Here is a 19,714-nt window from a genome sequence, read left to right as displayed (position 1 = left end):
CATGCCCCCACCCTGCAAGAAAATTTCAGGCCGACCCCGGCATTCTTAATCAAATTTTTTTGTAGTAGGACAGTTGATGTTCGCCAAGTAAACAGTTCCAAATATTGCTTGTAGGAAGCATCTAATTTTTCAGAAAAGACCTACTTGACAGTGGCCGTATATTGACATGAACACGCAAAGCTAATTAGCTCGCCTGAAACAGGCCATTGATAACACTACAAACTTCAAGCCGCCAATTTCGACACTTTGTAATGTTTGCCACACCTTGGAAATTTGCGGTACTTATCAATCCGCCTGTTTTGAACATCATTTTAGCCAAACATGAAAAGTCGTGACGATTTTTTACTTGAATCCTTGTTTTCAGGAGTACCCGACATGAACCAGACCTTGTGCAAAAACAGCCTCGTAAAGCTGTCAGCCCCTTCTGTTCCGCAGGCCTGCCGACATGGCATCGGTGTCAGGACAGCCTCCAGCCTGACGGTCCACATCGATCCGTATGACGGCATGGATGAAGGCGATCTGATAGAGCTGTTCTGGGACGGCTGTTACGTTGCGTCGAAAATTCTAACGGCGTCCGACACCGGGACCGCTATCGTCCTACGCGTGCCAGAAAGCTTTCTACAGAACGGCAAGGCACGTACTTACTACCGAGTCATGAAAGTGGGTGGAACACCGATTACATCGACCTGCCGCAAGCTGTGGGTCAAGCTCAACCCGCCCGGCGGACGCCTGCTCAGCCCCAACACTGAAGAGAATCAGGGGCTGGCGCCGCTTTACGTAGCCCCTTCAGTACTGCGTCGCGGCCTCACCCAGCGACATCTGGATGGCGGGTTGCCGATGGCCATCGAGCCCTACCTGAACATGGCGGCACACGACGAGATCACGGTCCGCCTGGGGGATCTGCGTATGGACCTGCCGCCCCTTACGCAGGAAGATATCGGCGAACCCATCGATCTGGTCGTGCCTGCGGACCTGATCATGGAGGCCGGTGAACAGCAACTTGAGGTGACGTATTGCATCATCGACAGAGTCGGGAACAACTCGCTGTGGGCACCGCCACGTGAAATAAAAATCCCGGCATTGAATGTCAGGTTGCCGCAATAACCGGACAGCCTGCCGGTAAACCTGACGCAACGAAAGGAACTCATTAATCAATCATCGCAGCGCGATTGGCGTGCCACCACTTAATATAATTAATTAACACCGACTCCATTAATTCAGACTTATCGCTCAAGCGGTGCTGATGCCCCCTGAGCCGTGCATAAATCATTTCGAACACATAAGCGACGACAGTGCTTATTTGAATGACGACAGGCCTGAGCCTGCGACCGCTCACTGCCAATCTATGCTTATTCCAAAAAGAACGTTTTAAAAAATTTAATACACGCTTAGGGTATATACACCGGACCACCGGACATCGTGATGTTTTCAGCCGCAGCGCTTGCGGCCTACCGCTACGAGGTTTCGATGGTCACTTTCACAACCAACCCTGTGGATAACACCAGGGCGATCAAGGCTCCACAAGAGCCCGACGTCGCCCCTCACCTGTCGCCTGCCAACGTGCTGCGAAACGACGCAGACGCCATTGCAGCAGCCCATGAACTGGCTGCGGCGGCTCGCGTGCAGGCCGCCAGGCGCGATCAGGAACGTCTGTTGCCCTGGCCTGAAATCGAGCAGTTCACTCGCAGCGGGCTGGGCAGCATTTCCATCCCGCGCATCTACGGCGGTCCGCAAGTTTCCTTCGTGACGATTGCCGAAGTATTCAGGATTATCTCCACTGCCGATCCGGCACTCGGGCAAATCCCGCAGAACCAGTTCGGCATCCTCAACCTGCTGCAGGGCGCCGCCACCGAGCAGCAGAAAAAAGTACTGTTCCAAAGCGTGCTGGACGGTTGGCGCATCGGCAATGCAGGGCCGGAGCGTGGAACCAAAAATACCCTGGACCTCAAGGCGCGGATCACCCCTCACGGTGATCATTTCGTGATCAGCGGGCAGAAGTTCTACTCCACCGGCGCGCTGTTCGCGCACTGGGTCGCGGTCAAGGCGCTGGACGAGGAAGGCCGCCAGGTCATGGCCTTCGTCAAACGCGGCTCGCCGGGGCTGCGCATCGTCGATGACTGGTCGGGCTTTGGCCAACGCACCACTGCCAGTGGCACGGTACTGCTGGACAACGTACCGGTCGAGGCCGGCCACGTGGTTGCCAACTGGCGTCTGTCGTTGACACCCAACATTCAGGGGGCGGTCTCCCAACTGATTCAGGCCGCCATTGATGCGGGCATCGCACGCGGTGCCATCGACGACGCCATCGCCTTTGTCAGGGATCGTTCCCGGCCGTGGATCGACGCCAAGGTCGAGCGCGCCAGCGATGACCTTTACGTGATCGCCGACATCGGCAAACTGAAACTCGACCTGCACGCCGCCGAGGCGCTGCTGCGCAAGGCCGCTCAGGTGCTGGATGACGTCAGTGAAGCGCCTGTCGACGAACAGTCGGCCGCCCGCGCCTCCATCGCCGTCGCGCGCGCAAAAGTGTTGACCACCGAAATCTCGTTGCTCGCCAGTGAAAAACTGTTCGAGCTGGCCGGCAGTCGCGCCACCCTCGCCGAATTCAATCTTGACCGGCACTGGCGAAACGCTCGGGTCCACACCCTTCACGACCCGGTGCGCTGGAAATACCACGCCGTCGGTACCTGGCATTTGAACGGCACCCTGCCCGCCCGCCATTCCTGGATCTGAACCAGACCACTGGAGCACACCTTTCATGAGTTTCAATCCACAGGCGCGCGACCACGCAGCGCTGATCACCAGTGACGTCCAGGCTCTGCACATCGCCCGCGAACTGGCCAACCACTTCAAGACCGAAAGCGCCGTACGCGACCGCGAGCGACGCTTGCCACATGCCGAACTGGAGCTGTTCAGTCAGTCCGGACTCTGGGGCATCAGCGTGCCAAAGGCCTTCGGCGGTGCGGGTGTGTCATCGGTGACCCTGGCCAGGGTCATCGCGCTGATCTCCGAAGCCGATGGTTCACTGGGACAGATTCCGCAAAACCATTTCTATGCCCTTGAAGTGTTGCGCGTGAACGGCAGCCCGCAGCAGCAGAAACGCTTGTACGCCGAAGCACTGGCAGGTCAGCGCTTCGGGAACGCGCTGGCCGAACTGGGCACCAAAACCGCCCACGACCGCACCACACGCCTGAAGCAGGAGGGTAACGGCTATCGCATCAACGGCCGCAAGTTCTACGCCACCGGCGCGCTTTACGCACAGCGCATTCCGACCTCGGTGATCGACGACAACGGCATTCAGCAACTGGCGTTCGTGCCGCATGACAGCGCAGGTCTGACCGTCATCGACGACTGGAGCGGCTTCGGCCAGCGCACCACAGGCAGCGGCTCGGTGGTGTTCAACAACGTTTACGTCGATCCAGACGATGTGGTGCCCTTCCAGAGCGCTTTCGAGCGACCGACCACGCTGGGTCCGCTGGCGCAGATTCTTCACGCGGCCATCGACACCGGCATCGCCCGCGCAGCCTTCGAGGATGCGCTGACCTTCGTCCGCACACGTACCCGGCCATGGATCGACTCAGGCATCGACAAGGCCGTGGACGACCCGTTGACGCTGCACAGCTTCGGCAGGCTGAGCATTCGTCTGCACGCGGCCGAGGCATTGCTCGAGCGCGCGGGTGAATACCTGGACATCGCCCAGGCCGACAGCAACGCCGACACCGTGGCCGCCGCCTCCATCGCGGTGGCCGAAGCACGCGCCATCAGCACCGAGATTTCCCTGGCGGCGGGCAGCACGCTGTTCGAACTTGCCGGCAGTCAGTCGACGCTCGCCGAGCACGGCCTGGATCGCCACTGGCGCAACGCTCGGGTGCACACGCTGCACGACCCGGTGCGCTGGAAATTTCACGCCATCGGCAATTACTACCTCAATGACACCCACCCTCCGTTGCGAGGGACGATCTGATGGCGCGCAAGAAGATCCTGCTCAACGCCTTCAACATGAACTGCATCGGGCATATCAATCACGGCTTGTGGACCCACCCGCGTGACACGTCCACGCAGTTCAACAGCCTGGAATACTGGACCGATCTGGCGAAGTTGCTGGAGCGCGGCCTGTTCGACGGGCTGTTCATTGCTGACATCGTGGGGGTGTATGACATCTACCAGAACTCGGTGGACGTCACGCTCAAGGAGGCGATTCAGTTGCCGGTCAACGACCCGCTGCTGCTGGTTTCAGCCATGGCGGGCGTCACGAAGCATCTGGGTTTCGGCCTGACCGCCAACCTGACCTACGATGCGCCGTACCTGTTTGCCCGTCGTATGTCGACGCTCGATCACCTGAGCCGTGGCCGGGTCGGCTGGAATATTGTCACCGGCTATCTCGACAGCGCCGCACGTGCCATGGGCCTGAACGAGCAGGTCGAGCACGACCGACGCTACGATCAGGCCGATGAATACCTGCAGGTGTTGTACAAACTCTGGGAAGGCAGTTGGGAGGACGATGCAGTCATCAATGATCGCGAACAGCGCGTCTATGCCCAGCCGGGCAAGGTTCACAAGGTATGGCACCAGGGCGAGTTTTATCAGGTAGAGGGTTATCACCTCTGTGAACCTTCGCCACAGCGCACGCCGGTGCTGTTTCAGGCCGGCAGTTCGGAGCGGGGTTTGCAGTTCGCCGGGGAGAACGCCGAGTGCGTGTTCATCAGCGGCCAGAACAAGGCCTCGACCCGCGAGCAGGTGGACAAGGTGCGTGCCAGCGCCGTGCAGGCCGGGCGCAACCCGGACGACATCAAAGTGTTCATGGGGCTGAACGTGATTGTTGCCGCGACCGAGGCATTGGCGCAGGAAAAGCACGCCGAGTACCGTCGCCATGCCAGCGCCGAGGCGGGCGTTGCCCACTTCGCAGCGTCCACCGGGATCGATTTTGCGCAGTACGAACTGGACGAGCCGATCCAGTATGTGAAGAACAACGCCATTCAGTCGGCGACCAAAAACCTGAAGAACAACGACTGGACCCGCCAGAAACTGCTCGACCAGCACGCGCTGGGTGGCCGCTACATCACGGTCATAGGCTCGCCTGATCAGGTCGCCGACGAGCTGGAATCGTGGATCGCCGAAACCGGTCTGGACGGCTTCAACCTGACCCGCATCGTTACCCCGGAAAGCTATGAGGATTTCATCGATCTGGTCATCCCCGAGCTGCAACGTCGCGGGTCGTACAAGACCGCTTATGAAGACGGCAGCCTGCGCAGGAAACTGTTTCCCCAAGGCACCGACCGCCTGCCGCCGCAGCATGCAGGCGCCGGGTATCGGCAGGGCAACACCGGTTATGCCGAATAGCCACAGCCTCTGGGAGGCGGCTTGCCGGCGACAGGGTCGGTTCAGTCACTGATGTGGCGCCTGACAAACCGCCTCGCCGGCAAGCCGCCTCCCACAAGAAATCGCATTTGTTCAGTCGATCCTGCAAAAACCTGGGAGGAATGAAAGCTGTACCAAATAGCCACAACCCGTAGGAGCGAGCTTGCTCGCGATGGCCATGCGTCAAACGCTACACCTCTAGCGTCTGTATCGGCCCTCTCCCGAGCTCGCTCCCGCAAGAATTCAATGACCTCAATAACCCGTCATTTCAACGGAATGCACCATGACCAAAACCCTAGCAGCCCTGGCCCTCGGCCTGTTGACCCTGACCGCTCACGCCGCCGATGCGCCGCTGAAGGTTGGCACTACCGCAGCCTTCGCCATTCCGCTTGAAGCGGCCGTGGAGGAAGCCGGCAAACAGGGCCTTGAGGTCGAGCTGGTCGAGTTCACCGACTGGATCGCGCCCAACGTCACCCTCGCGGCGGGCGACATCGACGTGAACTACTTTCAGCACATTCCGTTCCTGACCAACGCCAACGAAGCCGCAGGTTTCGGCCTGGTGCCGTATGCGCCAGGCATCATCAACAACGTGGGGCTGTATTCGAAAAAGTACAAAAGCTTCGACGAGCTACCGAGCGGCGCAACCGTGGCCATCGCCAACGACCCGATCAACAGCGGGCGTGGCCTGCAATTGCTGGCCAAGGCCGGGCTGATCACACTCAAGCAAGGTGTCGGCTACAAGGCGACCGAAGACGACATCACCGCCAACCCGAAAAAACTCAAGCTCATCCAGGTCGAAGCCGTGCAACTGGTGCGCGCCTACGACGACGCCGACCTGGTGCAGGGCTACCCGGCCTACATCCGCCTGGCCAAGACCTTCCCGGCCGATTCGGCGATTCTGTTCGACGGCATGGATCACCCCGAATACGTCATCCAGTTCGTGATCAAGCCCGAGCGCAAGGACGATCCGCGTCTGGCGAAATTCGTCGACATCTATCAGCACTCGCCGGTGGTCCGGGCCGCGCTGGACAAGGTCAACGGCAAGCTCTACCAGGTAGGGTGGAAAGAATGACCGCCATCGCTCAGCGACAATGGACGCCGGACGTCAAACCTGCGGCGCGACAGACCGAGCTGCACCTGGACCTGAACCATGCCCACGTGCGCTTCATCAACCTGGGCAAGACCTATCAGGGCCGACAAGGTCCGGTGGAGGCGTTGGGCAACATCGATCTGGCAATCCAGCGCGGCGAAATCTTCGGCATCATCGGCCGCAGTGGCGCGGGCAAGTCGTCGCTGATCCGCACCATCAACCGTCTGGAACAACCCAGCAGCGGCCGGGTGCTGATCGATCAGATCGACATCGGGGATTTCAATGAAGACAAGCTGGTCGAGCTGCGCCGTCGCATCGGCATGATCTTCCAGCACTTCAACCTGATGTCAGCCAAGACCGTTTGGCAGAACGTCGAGCTGCCGCTGAAGGTTGCAGGCGTACCCAGGGAGCAGCGCCAGCGCAAGGTCGCTCAACTGCTGGAGCTGGTCGGCCTGCAGGACAAACACAAGGCCTACCCGGCGCAGTTGTCCGGCGGCCAGAAACAACGTGTGGGCATTGCCCGCGCACTGGTCCACGACCCGGCGATCCTGCTCTGCGACGAAGCCACCTCGGCGCTGGACCCGGAAACCACGCAATCGATTCTCGGCCTGCTGCGCGAGATCAATCAGCGCCTGGGCCTGACCATCGTGCTCATCACTCACGAGATGGCGGTCATTCGGGATATCTGCCACCGCGTCGTGGTGCTGGAAAAAGGCCAGGTTGTCGAGCAAGGCCCGGTCTGGCAGGTATTCGGCGACCCGCAGCACGAGGTCAGCAAAACCCTGCTGGCACCGCTGCAGCCCGGGCTGCCGACAGAATGGGCCGAGCGCCTGACCGCAGAGCCGCAACAGCCCGACGCGACTGTTTTGCTCGACGTGCAGTTCACAGGCGTCAGTGGCCAGGAGCCTGATCTGGCGGCGCTGTTCGCGGCGCTGGGCGGCAAGGTGCAACTGCTGCAGGGCGGCGTCGAGCGCATTCAGGATAGAGCCATCGGACACTTGATTCTTTCGGTCGCCGGATCACCGTACAACCGGGAAGAATTGTTGGCGCGAGCCCGCAGACAGGCACCGCGCGTGGAGGTATTGGGTTATGGGGTTTGATCGCTTACTGCAAGGGACCATCGACACTTTCCTGATGGTGGGCGTGTCTTCGCTGATCGCGCTGCTGCTGGGGATTCCGCTGGCGGTGATTCTAGTCACCAGTTCCAGAGGCGGGATTTATGAAGCGCCTGCGATCAACCGGGTGCTGGGCGCGTTCGTGAACCTGTTCCGCTCGATCCCGTTTCTGATTCTGATGGTGGCGCTGATTCCGTTCACCCGGCTGATCGTCGGCACCACCTATGGTGTATGGGCAGCCATCGTCCCACTGACCATCGCCGCCACGCCGTTCTTTGCGCGCATCGCCGAGGTCAGCCTGCGGGAAGTCGACCATGGCCTGATCGAAGCCGCACAAGCCATGGGCTGCCGACGCCGCCACATCATCTGGCACGTGCTGCTCCCCGAAGCGCTGCCTGGAATCATTGGCGGTTTCACAATCACGCTGGTGACCATGATCAACTCCTCGGCCATGGCCGGAGCCATCGGCGCGGGCGGCCTGGGCGATATCGCCTACCGCTATGGCTACCAGCGTTTCGACACACAAGTGATGCTGACGGTGATCGTGCTGCTGGTGGCGGTAGTGGCATTCGTGCAACTGGGTGGCGACCGGTTGGCGCGGCGCTTCAACAAGCGCTGACGGTCCGGGGTATATTAGCCGCCTTCCCGGACCGGACCGCCTTTGATGAAACTCGATCCCCAGACCCTCGACCAGATCACCACGACCACGCTGGATAACTACAACCGCGTCGCCGAAGACTTTCGCGAAGGCACGCGGGACCATGACGTCAGCCAGAACATCGACGCGCTGCTGCGCCATATCGAAGGGCCGACGCCTTGGCAGATTCTGGACTTCGGCTGCGGGCCGGGGCGTGACCTGAAGGCCTTCACCGCGATGGGTCATGTCGCGGTCGGGCTGGACGGCTCCGAGCGCTTCGCCGAGATGGCCCGAACAGAGACCGGCTGCGAGGTGTTGCAGCAAAACTTCCTCGAACTCGACCTGCCGCCCGCACGCTTCGACGGCATCTTCGCCAACGCCGTACTGTTCCACGTGCCGCGTCAGGAACTGCCCCGCGTGCTGCTGCAGCTCCACGCCACGCTCAAGCCGGGCGGCGTGCTGTTCAGCTCCAACCCGCGCGGGCAGAACCAGGAAGGCTGGAACGGGGAACGCTACGGCACCTACCACGATCTGGAATCATGGCGCGCCTTGCTGACCGAGGCCGGGTTCGTCGAACTGGAACACTATTACCGCCCCGCCGGACTGCCGCGAGAGCAACAGCCATGGCTGGCGAGCGTCTGGCGCAGGGTATAAGCCTGTCCGGAATGTGAAGGGGACTTGTATACGATGAGCGCGGAACGTGAGGCACGACGACAATCAGCCAACTGATCGCTCCCACGCGTTGGAATGCCGCCCAGTACGCTGCGCGTCCGACTCCACAGCCGACGCGCAGCTCAATCAGTGCCCTGTCGCCAGTTCGCCCTCCTGATCCTTCTTCTCATCCGCCTCGCGCCGCTGTTCATCGGTTGGTTCCTTGATCCGGTACCAGGCCACATACAGCGCAGGCAGGAACAACAGTGTCAGCAGCGTCGCAATGATGATGCCGCCGATCATGGCGTAGGCCATCGGTCCCCAGAACACTTCCCGCGCAATCGGGATCATGCCCAGACTTGCCGCCGCAGCCGTCAGCAAAATCGGCCGACGTCGATGCTCGGTGGCTTCAACCACCGCATCCCACGGCAGATACCCGCTGCGCTCGTAGGCGTCGATCTGGGTCACCAGAATCACTGAGTTGCGGATGATGATGCCGATCAGCGCCAGCACGCCCAGAATTGCCACAAATCCCAGCGGCGTGCCGGTCGGGATCAGTGCCAACACAACACCGATCAGGCCCAGCGGCGCGACACTCGCAACCAGGAACATCTTCTGCACGCTGTGCAGCTGAATCATCAGGAAGGTCGCCATCAGAAACAGCATCAACGGCACCACGCTCGCAATCGGGCCTTGGGCCTTGCTGCTTTCTTCCACCGTGCCGCCGGTCGCCACCTTGTAGCCCACCGGCAGGCCGGCGGCGAATTTATCGATCTCGGGCTTCAACTGCTTGACCAGGTCCGTTGGCTGAATCTCGTCGCGCACGGCACCTTTCACGGTGATGGTCGGCTTGCGATCGCGACGCCACACCAGCGGCTGTTCAAGCTCATAGCCCACGGTCGCAAACGCCAGCAACGGAATGGACGCGCCGCTCGGCGTGACGATCTGCAGGTTTTGCAGGGTTTCCGGCGTGCCGCGCTCGGCGTCTTCGGCGCGACCGACCACGTTGATCAGGTAGATATCGTCGCGCACCTGAGTCACGGCAGAACCGCTGACCACGCTGTTCATCAGGTTGGCGACATCTTCGGAAGACAACCCCAACTGCCGCGCCTTGTCCTGATTGATGTCGATGCGCAACACCTTGCCCGGCTCGTTCCAGTCGTAGATCACCTCGCCCACATGGGCGTTTTGATCCAGCAACGTGGCCAGTTCGATGGCGTGCTGACGCACCTTGTCGACGTCCTCGCCGCTGACGCGGTACTGCAAGGGACGTCCAACCGGAGGCCCCATTTCCAGCGGCTGCACATAGGAGCCGATGCCGACGAAATCATCACGCAAACGTTTCTGCAGACGCGCCGTCAATGCGCCACGCTCTTCCAGACCTTTGCTGACAATCACCAGCTGGGCGTAGAACGGGTTTTCCAGTTGCTGGTCCAGCGGCAGGTAAAAACGCAATGCGCCCTGGCCAATGTAGGTGCTCCAGCGCTCAATGTCCGGATCGTCCTTGAGGCTTGCCTCGAAGCGATCAACCACCTTGCGCGTCTCGTTGACCGACGCATTCTGCGGCAGGTTCAGATCGACCAGAATCTCAGGCCGGTCGGATGACGGGAAGAACTGACTCTGCACAAACTGCATCGAGAACAGCGACGCAGCGAAAAGAGCCAGTGTGATGCCAATCGCCAGCCAGCGATGACGCATGGCCCAGACCATGCTGCTGTTGAAGGCACGACCGACGCGGCCCGGCTCTTCGGATTTGGGTTTGACGTTGCTGCTCAGGATATGAATCCCGATCACCGGCGCAAACAGCACGGCCACCAGCCAGGACACCAGCATCGCCACCGCGATCACTGCAAACAGCGTGAAGGTGTATTCCCCCGCCGAACTGTTGTTCAGGCCAATCGGCACGAAGCCTGCCACCGTGACCAGCGTGCCGGTCAGCATCGGGAAAGCCGTCGAGGTGTAGGCATAGGTCGCGGCCTGCTCCTTGGTCTCGCCCATTTCCAGCCGTGTGACCATCATCTCGACCGTGATCATCGCGTCGTCCACCAACAGACCGAGGGCGATGATCAGCGCTCCGAGGGAAATCCGCTGCATGGTAATGCCGCTGTATTCCATGAACACGAACACCATCGCCAGCACCAGCGGAATGGAGCACGCCACCACAAGACCGGCGCGCACGCCAAGGCTGATGAAGCTGACGACCATCACGATGATCACCGCTTCGAACAGGGCGCTGGTGAAACCGCCCACCGCCTTGTCCACCACTTCGGCCTGATCCGATACCTTGTGCACGCCAACGCCGACCGGCAGTTCAGCGGTCGTGGCGTCCATGCGTTCATGCAGCGCCTTGCCGAATGCCTGAATGTTGCCGCCCTTCTTCATGGCAATCGCAAGGCCAATGGCGGGCTTGCCGTTGTAACGGAACAGCGGCTTGGGCGGGTCGGTGTAGCCACGGCTGATGTCAGCGATATCGCTCAGACGGTAGAAGCGATCATTGAGCCGCAGGTTGACGGCTGCCAGATCCTTCTCGGACGCGAACTGTCCCGAGGTGCGAACGGAAATCCGCTCCGGCCCGGCTTCGATCACGCCCGCAGGTGTCACGGCGTTCTGCGATTGCAGGCTTTGCACGACCTGCCGCTGATCCAGCCCGAGCGCCGCCAGTTTGCGGGTCGAGAAATTCAGGTAAATCACTTCGTCCTGCTGGCCGACCATTTCGACCTTGCCCAGCCCTTCGACTGAACGGATATCGACGCGAACCTTTTCGACGTAATCGCGCAACTGCCGCATCGAGAACCCGTCCGCCGTAAAGGCGTAGATGGACCCGTACACGTCGCCGAATTCATCATTGAACGCAGGCCCCTGCAGCCCTTGAGGAAATTGCCCGCGAATGTCGTCGATCTTCTTGCGCACCTGATACCAGATCTCCGGTATCGCCTTGGCGCTGGTGGTGTCGCGCAGGAAAACCATGACCGTCGACTCGCCCGGCCGGGTGTAGCTTTTCACATAGTCCAGGGAGTCCAGCTCTTCGAGTTTTTTCTCGATGCGGTCAGTCACCTGTTCCAGCGTTTCGTCCACCGTCGCGCCCGGCCAGCGGGTCTGGATGACCATGGTCTTGATGGTGAACGAAGGATCTTCCTCGCGCCCCAGCTTCATGTAGGAAAAAACGCCCATCAACAGCGCGACGAACATCAGGTACCAGACGAACGACTGATGCTTGAGCGCCCACTCGGACAGATTGAAATTCCCTTTCATTGCGGGCTTTCCTCATCGACTTTGACTTTCTGCCCCGGCTTGAGGCTGTTGACGCCCGCACTGATCACTTTTTCTCCGGCGCTCACGCCGCTGGCCAGCAGAAAACTGCTGTCGTCCTGGCTCACAATATTGACGACTCTCGGGTTGACGGTCTGGCTCTGCGGATCGATGACCCAGATCTGGCGTTTGCCATCGACGTCCTGCAAGGCGTTGAGCGGCAGGCGGATGCGCGGGGCGATGGCCGAGCTGAGGGTCACACTGATCGCCGTTCCCAGGCGCAGCGCAGGCGGCGTTTCGGTCAGCGAAAAGCGCGCCCGACGCGTGCGGGTCGAGCGGTCCGGTTGCGGTTCGATTTCACGCAGCGTCGCGGTGGTGTTCACGTCCGGATCAAGCTGGCTTGCGACGGTGTACACCACATCGGCAGGCAACTGGTCAGCCAGTTGGGCAGGCATGTCGATCACCGCTTCCTTGATATCCGGACGCGCCAGCGTGACCACTTCCTGACCGGCCGTGACGACCTGCCCGGCTTCGACTTTCCATTCGGTGACCACCGCATCGTGATCGCTGCGCAGCTCGCTGTAGCTCAGTTGATCACGGGCCTGCTGCTCGGCAGCCTTGGCCTGATCCAGCGATGACTGAGCGGTTTTCAGGTTGGTCAGCGCGATGTCCAGCTGCGCCTGCGCACCGACACCACGGTCGAACAACGCCTGTTGGCGACGGGCATTGGCCTGCGCGTTGATCCACTGCGCCTGAACATTGGCCAGATCACCTTGACGGCCACGCACATTGTTCTGCTGATCGGTGGGATCGAGCGTGGCGAGCAGATCGCCCTTTTTCACTTCACTGCCCACGTCCACGTGACGACTGGCAATGCGGCCCGGCACGCGAAAGCCCAGCACGCTTTGGTAGCGCGCTTCGATATTGCCCGCAAAGCGCCCGAAATCCTCCATCGACTCAGGCTTGGCTTCGACGAACACCACCGGACGTACAGGCTCTGGCGGGGTTTCATCCTTGCCACAACCCGCCAGTAGCAAGCCACTCAATACGACGCACGATAGACGCTTCATGGCTGCACCTTGGCATTCTGCGGCCGGGATTGATCGGCGATTTCCACCTGCATGTCCGGGTGCAGCAACTGCCCTCCTGCGGTGACCACCTTCTCTCCCGCCTTGAGGCCGTCACTGATGATGACGTGGGAGGTCAGGTAACGCGCAACCGTGACGCGGCGCAGATTGGCCTTACCCTGCTCGTCAACGACCCATACGGCAGGTTTGCCAAGGTGCTCGCCAAGGTCTTTGGTGAGCGCCGACCACGGCAGCTCGACGCTGGCATTGGCCGGTTTGCTCAAGGCAACACTGACCACCGACCCCAGGTCCATGCCCTCAGGCAGCGGGTCGAGCGCGATCTTGACCTGCAGGGTGCCGGTTTGCGCCGACACCGCTGGCGTGACCTCACGCACCTTGCCGCTGACCTTGATCGCCGGGTTGTCGAGCAGAGTCACCTGGACCGGCTCGTCACCCGGTGGCTGCACGAACAGGGACTCGTAGACGTTGAATACCGCATCGCGCTCGCCATCACGCGCCAGATCGAAGATAGGCACCGTGGCTTGCACGACCTGCCCGACTTCGGCCTGACGGGCTGTGATCACACCCGACACGTCGGCGACCAGTGCGGTGTAACTCAGCTGCTCACGGGCGTTGGCCAGTTGCGCCTGGGCGGCTTTCAGCGAACTTTCGCTGCCACGCAGCGCGGCCTGCGCAGAATCGTATTCGCTCTGACTGGTATAACCCTTGGGCAGCAACTTCTGCTGGCGGACAAAGGCGGCACGGGTCTGGCTGACACGTGCCTGCTCGGCCGCGACCGACGCCTGCGCCGAGTCGACATTGATCTGCAGATCCTTGGGGTCGAGCCGCGCCAGCACCTGCCTGGGCGTTACCCGATCCCCTACATCCACACTGCGCTGGATGATCTTGCCGTTGACCCGGAACGACAGCTGCGTTTGCACCCGTGCCTGAATATCGCCCGTCAACGCAACACTGGCGGCGAACTCAGCCGTTTTAACCGGCTGCACGTACACCCGGGGCAAATCGGGCGCCGCCGGTTTTTCCTCGCCACAGCCGGCCAGTACCGCCATGGCAGCGGCAAGGCCGAGCGTAAACAAACTTGAAGGACGGGCAGGCATGCAGACTCCTTTTGCGGATGCCAGGGTGCAAGCGTAGGGGTTACGAGAGAATCACGTGAACATGCGACTGTTGGCGCGCGGGAGGGTTCCTTGTAGGCGCTCGCAATAGAGGTCCGTGTGACTGGCAGGGCAGGTTTGATGGCGGCGCAAGATGCCCGAGCAATTGGACGGGGCAAACGCGTCGATCACGCATGCCTGCCATGATCACCCAGCAGCAGGCATGCGAGATATCACGCAATGGATCTCTCAGGCAGTTGTCTCACGCACATCTGGCACGGACCTTCTGATCTGATCTGACGAAAACTCAATGACACGCGCCGGCCTTGCCATAGCCTCGTCGTAAGAAGGTGGAGGCAACTCAAGATTGCCCTGCGAAAACAACTCCTCGTAGGCAGGAGGCCTATCCCTTTGAGCAGCAGAACCTCGTTCATTGATGGAAAAAGCACGACTCCCATCGCCTCGTGATGGGCCAGACGGTGCAGAAATGCCGTTTCTGCGCCCTCGCAGTGCGCCATTGCCTGAAACAAAATTATTCACGCGCTCTCGCGCCGCACGACGTCCAGGAGCAGCACCATGCGGTTGTAGTCCTGCAAGGACTTCAGTGCGTCCTGGGTTAGCCCTTCTTGCAAGCGCCGCACCGACCGAGCTGCCCAGTACTGCCACTCCCAGGGCTGCGGTCACGCTCCCTGCTATGATCAGTGGCATGGAAAGTTCCGGGTTTGACTCCTTAGTCACCCCGCCGGCTACCGTGGCTCCAATGCCAGCAGTCGTGAGTATCAAACCGGCTATAGCCCCGAGTGAAATGAAACTCATCTGCCCCGTCGGATCGATGCGGTTAACCGGATTGCCCGCACAATAGGCATACGCATTCAACCCGCCCTTACCGAATGGACTCAGGCTGTCCGGACTATTGAAGCGCATCAACGTCGGGTTAAAAGCGCGATAGCCATTGCCCAGCAAGTAATGCCCCGTCACCCGCTCGGGTTGTGCGCCGGTGAAACCCGGCAGCGCGGTGCCGAACAGGTCAGGGTCGCGATGGCCGTAAGGCGAATAGGCGATATCGATCTGTTGCGCCGCGATGGTCACTCCCAACGCGCTGTTCTGCGTATCAGTAACGATCAAATCGACAGCACTGTCATTGCCCTCCCGATTCAGTTGCGCCAGCAGGTGAGTGTCTGCCTGGAACAATGTGCGCATCAGGTCTCCCTGACGCTCAGTCGTCATTCGTCCGTTGCAGTAGAAGCGTTGAGTGAGTGCCTGAGCCAAGGGGCTCAGTGTCGCAATTCGGTCCAGCGGATCGTAGGTGTAGGTGCAAAGAAGCGTCATGTTCATGTCCCTATGATTAAAGAAGGTGTCCTTTGGCATGCTTGGGAACACCAATAACTTTATTGAACAGACAGGCCCGTTGCCGCCTGAAAGCAAACGGCACCCTGTGAGTATTCAAGCGCCCGACTCTCTTATACTTCGCATAGGAAAATTGCCATGAGACAGAAGTAACCTCATTTCATCAAAGGTCGTGTCGGGCGGGAGCGGTATCGCGAAGGCGATCCGTTCAAGTCCTGCAACGGTGGGTAGACGCCGAGACAGGTAAGCGGGGTCTTCAAGAGCATGCTGATCCAGTCTTTGCAGTTTTATGGCGCTGATGGCTCGCTTATCTTCAAGATTTTCTATACGTTTAATCAGATTCGAATAGGAGTCATCACCACCTCGACCGCTGAAACCGGGTCTATGTTTCGATCCGGGCGAACTGACTGAAGGTGAAGTGAGCGTTTTTTTTCTTGCACCGATCCTGCGGGTGGCTGTCACCCCACCCAAGAGTGCCAAGCCGGAGCCACCCAGAACCGCTCCGGCGGTTAAAAGTTTCCCGGAGAGCTCAGGGTTTGAGCTCTGAGTGAACGCACCCGCTATGAGGGTGGCAGCCCCAGCAAACACACTCAATAAACCTAGTGCAGTAACCGGTATAGAAAAATCGACATGCCCGGTAGGATCAATGCGGTTGACTGGATTGCCCGCACAGTAGGCATACGCATTCAACCCGCCCTTACCGAATGGACTCAGGCTGTCAGGGCTATTGAAGCGCATCAACGTCGGGTTAAAGGCGCGATAACCATTGCCCAGCAGGTAATGCCCCGTCACCCGCTCGGGTTGTGCGCCGGTGAAACCCGGCAGCGCGGTGCCGAGCAGGTCAGGGTCGCGATGGCCGTAAGGCGAATAGGCGATATCGATCTGTTGCGCCGCGGTGGTCACTCCCAACGCGCTGTTCTGCGTATCAGTAACGATCAAATCGACAGCACTGTCATTGCCCTCCCGATTCAGTTGCGCCAGCAGGTGAGTGGCTGCCTGGAACAATGTGCGCGTCAGGTCTCCCTGACGCTCAGTCGTCATTCGTCCGTTGCAGTAGAAGCGTTGAGTGAGTGCCTGAGCCAAGGGACTCAGTGTCGCGATTCGGTCCAGTGGATCGTAGGTATAGGTGCAAAGAAGCGTCATGATCACGTCCCTGATGAGTCAGACAGAATTCAAGCGTGCGCCGGTTCGGCATGCAGGTCCACTGGCAGAAATGCCAACGCAGCAGCGGCAAAACGTGAGTAGTCCCGGCGTTGTTCGAATCCAGGTCAGAGCCGTGTGTCCTCCACAAGCTCACTCTCATTACCCCGCACGCTAGAGGATTGGCTACGGAGGCTGGGTCGGGGGTTGACTGCTGCGGCAGTCGCACGCTTGGCTGCAAGTTTTGCCATTTCGGCGCGAGCGAAATTAAATCCCCGAAAACCCAGCGTGGAAAAGCTCAGTGCCACCGCAAGTCCGGCCAGAGGCTTTTGCAGGGGTGAGTCGGGGGCCGCGTTTTTGACAATGAACGCGGAGCCCCAAGCAATACCGGCGGTCACTGCGCCTACTGCGACGACAGCCGAAAGCTTCTCGCTCGTATTGGCAGGCCGTCTGAGTGCGGGTGGCGGCGGGCTTACGTCGGCGGCCGCGCCTTTCACCTTTACCCCTCTGAACACTGCTTTCAACGAAGGCCGAGCCATTGCCAGACCAATTCCAGCCGTCGCCAGGCCAGCACCGATATAGGCAGCCGATAGCGCAATATCAAGCCAATCATGCCCACTGGCGTCGCTCCGATTGACAGGATCCCCGGCGCAGTACGCATAGGCATTCAAACCACCCTTGCCAAAAGGACTCACGCTGTCCGGGCTGTTGAAGCGCATCAACACAGGATTGAAGGCACGATAACCATTGCCCAGCAGGTAATGGCCCGTGATCGGGTCGCAGGGTTGACCGTTGAAGCCAGGCAGGTGAGCCAGCGGAATGCTGTGGCCGTAGGGGGTGTACGCAATCGCTTCAATCTGCCTGGGTGCGACCACGCTCATGATGCTTTGCTGATGATCAGAGGCCGTGAGTGACACGCTGGAGGAATGGCCCTCAGTCGCCCGGCAGGCCAGCAATTGGTGGTCGTGGCGCAAGAAGCTGCGTTGGTCGATGCCTTGGGTTTCAGTGATCGGCTTGTCGGCCTGATAGAACATCCGAACAGCGGCCTGCGCCAATGGGGTGTGGGTGGCGAGCCGGTCCAGAGGATCGTAGCGGTAGCGGCAGAGGATCGGGTTCTGAGGCATTTCACGCATCCGTGCTGGCTGATCTGCAGGTGTTCGGTGCGAGCAAAATGCGCTTGCTCACACCGCTACTCTGCATCGCCGTGTACGTAAGCTGCTACTGACAGAACTGCGAGGTTTGCCGCTGCGCTCAGTACGTGGCGATATCCTCCAGCGAGCGATCCAGCCGGGTTCTGGCGATGTCGATCAGGTGGACCACCGAGAATGCCAGGTCGCGTTTCGCGCCGTTGAGGGCATCGCCGGATTCGTACGCAGCGGCCGAGGCGCAGCGCAGGATGTCACTGACCTGGATCAGGGTTTCTTCGAGGGACGTGTGAGGTGGAGCCGGGGTGGAGTTGATCATTGCTGTGGTCTCTACTGATAAGGCCACCTTGCATTCGCTGCTAAACGAAAAGGGTGGCGACTTTGACACGGGTTAGCAGACCGGTAGAGAACACGAAACCCGGCGCACCTTAAGGTGCCCCACGCAAAGCCGCCATCAAGCGGTTCCTGTATTCGTGACTCTGGGCAGGCTGCTAAACCCGATCGCTGAAACGCAGCGACCGACGCAGCCTAGTGTCCAGAATTCATGCACACAAGGGCCCGGGATTTTCTAGGAAAGTTCGTACTGAGGAAAGGGAAAGGCCTGAAAGAATCGCCCTTCAAAAGCGGATTTTCGTTAGCTCAGGTTACACACGCACTTCAACATATCGGAAGCTGCATGCCCACGCGAAGCATGGGCACGATCAGTGCGCTTGAAATCCCCGACCGTTAATTCAGGACCTCAGCAGACACCTGCCTCAACTCCCCGCACCACCCTGCGCTTCTTCGAAGAAGTAATCCTTCCAGCTTGCCGCCTTGTTCTTCAGCACGCCCAGCTCATGCAGCTTCTCGGCGTAGATGAACGTGCGCTGCGGGGTGATGGTGAAATCGATTTCAGGGTCGGAGACGATTTTTTCCACCAGCGGTAACGGCAGTTTGGACTGCTCGACGCGGATGTAAGTCTGCGCAGCCGCTGCCTTGTCGGCCTTGATGATCTTCTCCGCCTCGGCCAGTGCGTCGTAGAACGCCTTATAGGTTTTGGGATTCTCGTCGTGGAATTTCTCGGTGGTGTAGAGCACGTTGAACGTGGCCTGACCGCCCAATACATCGTAGGAACTGAGCACCTTGTGCACGTTCGGGTTTTCCAGCGCCTGATACTGGAACGGCGGACTGGAGAAGTGTGAGTTGATTTCCGAACCGCCCGCGATCAACGCCGCCGTGGCATCTGGGTGCGCGAGGCTGACCGAGATGTTGTCGAATTTCTTGTAGTTGTCGTCACCGAACACCTTGGCGGTTTCGATCTGCAGAGTACGCGACTGGAAACCCACGCCCGCGGCCGGCACCGCGATGCGGTCCTTGTCGGTAAAGTCCTTGATCGTCTTCACGTTGGGGTTGTTGGTCAGCAGGTAGTTAGGCATCGAACCCAGCGAGGCGATGGCCTTGACGTTCTGTTTGCCCTTGGTGCGGTCCCAGACCGTCAGCATCGGCGGCACGCCAGCCGACACCACGTCCAGCGCGCCCGCCAGCAACGCCTCGTTCATGGCCGTGGCGCCGGAAATGCTGTTCCAGTCAACCTTGATGTCGAGGCCCTGCTCCTTGCCGTGTTTTTCGATCAGTTTCTGATCACGCACCACGTCGAGAATCAGGTAACCGATGCCGAATTGCTGGGCGATGCTGATCTTGCCTTCGGCCTGCGCGCCGCTGCTGAGCAGTGCGCCAAACAGACCGATTGTCGCCGCCAGTGCAGTCAGCACCGGACGCTTGAAAGAAGTTGCCATGAAATGCTCGCTCCAGTCGTTCAAA

16 protein-coding genes are annotated in these 19,714 nt (G+C 60.0%); 8 read left to right on the top strand and 8 right to left on the bottom strand.

The window, feature by feature from the left end; genetic code table 11:
* Window positions 1-375 precede the first annotated feature (375 nt).
* The 8 genes from JTJ32_RS15360 (at window position 376) to JTJ32_RS15325 (ending at window position 8,854) form a co-directional block, all read left to right on the top strand.
* Complete coding sequence (locus JTJ32_RS15360; RefSeq protein WP_210042560.1) at window positions 376-1,104, top strand: hypothetical protein; 729 nt, start codon at window positions 376-378, stop codon at window positions 1,102-1,104.
* 456 nt (window positions 1,105-1,560) lie between these two features.
* Complete coding sequence (locus tag JTJ32_RS15355) at window positions 1,561-2,733, top strand: SfnB family sulfur acquisition oxidoreductase (protein WP_371682165.1); 1,173 nt, start codon at window positions 1,561-1,563, stop codon at window positions 2,731-2,733.
* A gap of 25 nt (window positions 2,734-2,758) precedes the next feature.
* Window positions 2,759-3,964: an SfnB family sulfur acquisition oxidoreductase gene (locus JTJ32_RS15350; protein WP_099229336.1), complete on the top strand. Its 1,206-nt coding sequence runs from the start codon at window positions 2,759-2,761 to the stop codon at window positions 3,962-3,964.
* Window positions 3,964-5,340: an LLM class flavin-dependent oxidoreductase gene (locus JTJ32_RS15345; protein ID WP_210042558.1), complete on the top strand. Its 1,377-nt coding sequence runs from the start codon at window positions 3,964-3,966 to the stop codon at window positions 5,338-5,340. The genes JTJ32_RS15350 and JTJ32_RS15345 overlap by 1 nt, the downstream gene beginning before the upstream one ends.
* 301 nt (window positions 5,341-5,641) lie before the next feature.
* Window positions 5,642-6,430 carry a MetQ/NlpA family ABC transporter substrate-binding protein gene (locus tag JTJ32_RS15340; RefSeq protein WP_099229334.1) on the top strand — a complete coding sequence of 263 codons (789 nt, stop codon included), beginning with the start codon at window positions 5,642-5,644 and terminating at the stop codon, window positions 6,428-6,430.
* A complete protein-coding gene (locus tag JTJ32_RS15335) occupies window positions 6,427-7,548 on the top strand; it encodes a methionine ABC transporter ATP-binding protein (protein ID WP_210042556.1) in 1,122 nt (373 codons plus the stop codon). Before JTJ32_RS15340 ends, JTJ32_RS15335 begins: the two co-directional genes overlap by 4 nt.
* Window positions 7,538-8,182 (top strand): methionine ABC transporter permease, encoded by a 645-nt coding sequence (locus JTJ32_RS15330; protein WP_099229332.1) that lies wholly within the window; start codon window positions 7,538-7,540, stop codon window positions 8,180-8,182. Before JTJ32_RS15335 ends, JTJ32_RS15330 begins: the two co-directional genes overlap by 11 nt.
* A 45-nt stretch (window positions 8,183-8,227) precedes the next feature.
* Window positions 8,228-8,854 (top strand): class I SAM-dependent methyltransferase, encoded by a 627-nt coding sequence (locus JTJ32_RS15325; RefSeq protein WP_210042554.1) that lies wholly within the window; start codon window positions 8,228-8,230, stop codon window positions 8,852-8,854.
* 144 nt (window positions 8,855-8,998) lie between these two features.
* Here the strand turns inward: JTJ32_RS15325 and JTJ32_RS15320 are convergent, their stop codons facing one another.
* The 8 genes from JTJ32_RS15320 to JTJ32_RS15285 all read right to left on the bottom strand — a co-directional run bounded on the left by JTJ32_RS15320 (window position 8,999) and on the right by JTJ32_RS15285 (window position 19,689).
* Window positions 8,999-12,103, bottom strand: coding sequence for an efflux RND transporter permease subunit (locus tag JTJ32_RS15320; protein WP_210042552.1), 3,105 nt, complete (start codon window positions 12,101-12,103; stop codon window positions 8,999-9,001).
* Complete coding sequence (locus JTJ32_RS15315) at window positions 12,100-13,170, bottom strand: efflux RND transporter periplasmic adaptor subunit (protein ID WP_099229329.1); 1,071 nt, start codon at window positions 13,168-13,170, stop codon at window positions 12,100-12,102. The genes JTJ32_RS15320 and JTJ32_RS15315 overlap by 4 nt, the downstream gene beginning before the upstream one ends.
* Entirely contained in the window at window positions 13,167-14,285 is a 1,119-nt protein-coding gene (locus JTJ32_RS15310) for an efflux RND transporter periplasmic adaptor subunit (protein ID WP_099229328.1), read from the bottom strand. Before JTJ32_RS15310 ends, JTJ32_RS15315 begins: the two co-directional genes overlap by 4 nt.
* Before the next feature lie 246 nt (window positions 14,286-14,531).
* Window positions 14,532-15,650, bottom strand: a complete 1,119-nt coding sequence (locus tag JTJ32_RS15305) for an RHS repeat-associated core domain-containing protein (protein ID WP_236059322.1) — start codon at window positions 15,648-15,650, stop codon at window positions 14,532-14,534.
* A gap of 75 nt (window positions 15,651-15,725) precedes the next feature.
* Window positions 15,726-16,772 carry an RHS repeat-associated core domain-containing protein gene (locus tag JTJ32_RS15300; protein ID WP_099229327.1) on the bottom strand — a complete coding sequence of 349 codons (1,047 nt, stop codon included), beginning with the start codon at window positions 16,770-16,772 and terminating at the stop codon, window positions 15,726-15,728.
* A 125-nt stretch (window positions 16,773-16,897) separates the two neighbouring features.
* Window positions 16,898-17,893 carry an RHS repeat-associated core domain-containing protein gene (locus JTJ32_RS15295; RefSeq protein ID WP_210042551.1) on the bottom strand — a complete coding sequence of 332 codons (996 nt, stop codon included), beginning with the start codon at window positions 17,891-17,893 and terminating at the stop codon, window positions 16,898-16,900.
* 127 nt (window positions 17,894-18,020) lie between these two features.
* Window positions 18,021-18,233 (bottom strand): DUF6124 family protein, encoded by a 213-nt coding sequence (locus JTJ32_RS15290; RefSeq protein ID WP_099229325.1) that lies wholly within the window; start codon window positions 18,231-18,233, stop codon window positions 18,021-18,023.
* 436 nt (window positions 18,234-18,669) lie between these two features.
* Entirely contained in the window at window positions 18,670-19,689 is a 1,020-nt protein-coding gene (locus tag JTJ32_RS15285) for an ABC transporter substrate-binding protein (protein WP_099229324.1), read from the bottom strand.
* Window positions 19,690-19,714: the final 25 nt, after the last annotated feature.

This window comes from Pseudomonas alliivorans (genome assembly GCF_017826695.1).
Taxonomy (GTDB): Bacteria; Pseudomonadota; Gammaproteobacteria; order Pseudomonadales; family Pseudomonadaceae; genus Aquipseudomonas; species Aquipseudomonas alliivorans.
This window is presented reverse-complemented; position numbering and strand designations above follow the sequence as displayed.

Bases quoted from the DNA above. Each gene is read 5' to 3' on its own strand.
- JTJ32_RS15335 (WP_210042556.1), top strand. From the start codon at position 6,427: ATGACCGCCATCGCTCAGCGACAATGGACGCCGGACGTCAAACCTGCG.
- JTJ32_RS15345 (WP_210042558.1), top strand. From the start codon at position 3,964: ATGGCGCGCAAGAAGATCCTGCTCAACGCCTTCAACATGAACTGCATC.
- JTJ32_RS15340 (WP_099229334.1), top strand. From the start codon at position 5,642: ATGACCAAAACCCTAGCAGCCCTGGCCCTCGGCCTGTTGACCCTGACC.
- JTJ32_RS15310 (WP_099229328.1), bottom strand. From the start codon at position 14,285: ATGCCTGCCCGTCCTTCAAGTTTGTTTACGCTCGGCCTTGCCGCTGCC.
- JTJ32_RS15320 (WP_210042552.1), bottom strand. From the start codon at position 12,103: ATGAAAGGGAATTTCAATCTGTCCGAGTGGGCGCTCAAGCATCAGTCG.
- JTJ32_RS15330 (WP_099229332.1), top strand. From the start codon at position 7,538: ATGGGGTTTGATCGCTTACTGCAAGGGACCATCGACACTTTCCTGATG.
- JTJ32_RS15300 (WP_099229327.1), bottom strand. From the start codon at position 16,772: ATGACGCTTCTTTGCACCTATACCTACGATCCACTGGACCGAATCGCG.
- JTJ32_RS15295 (WP_210042551.1), bottom strand. From the start codon at position 17,893: ATGCCTCAGAACCCGATCCTCTGCCGCTACCGCTACGATCCTCTGGAC.
- JTJ32_RS15305 (WP_236059322.1), bottom strand. From the start codon at position 15,650: ATGCCAAAGGACACCTTCTTTAATCATAGGGACATGAACATGACGCTT.
- JTJ32_RS15360 (WP_210042560.1), top strand. From the start codon at position 376: ATGAACCAGACCTTGTGCAAAAACAGCCTCGTAAAGCTGTCAGCCCCT.
- JTJ32_RS15315 (WP_099229329.1), bottom strand. From the start codon at position 13,170: ATGAAGCGTCTATCGTGCGTCGTATTGAGTGGCTTGCTACTGGCGGGT.
- JTJ32_RS15325 (WP_210042554.1), top strand. From the start codon at position 8,228: ATGAAACTCGATCCCCAGACCCTCGACCAGATCACCACGACCACGCTG.
- JTJ32_RS15290 (WP_099229325.1), bottom strand. From the start codon at position 18,233: ATGATCAACTCCACCCCGGCTCCACCTCACACGTCCCTCGAAGAAACC.
- JTJ32_RS15350 (WP_099229336.1), top strand. From the start codon at position 2,759: ATGAGTTTCAATCCACAGGCGCGCGACCACGCAGCGCTGATCACCAGT.
- JTJ32_RS15285 (WP_099229324.1), bottom strand. From the start codon at position 19,689: ATGGCAACTTCTTTCAAGCGTCCGGTGCTGACTGCACTGGCGGCGACA.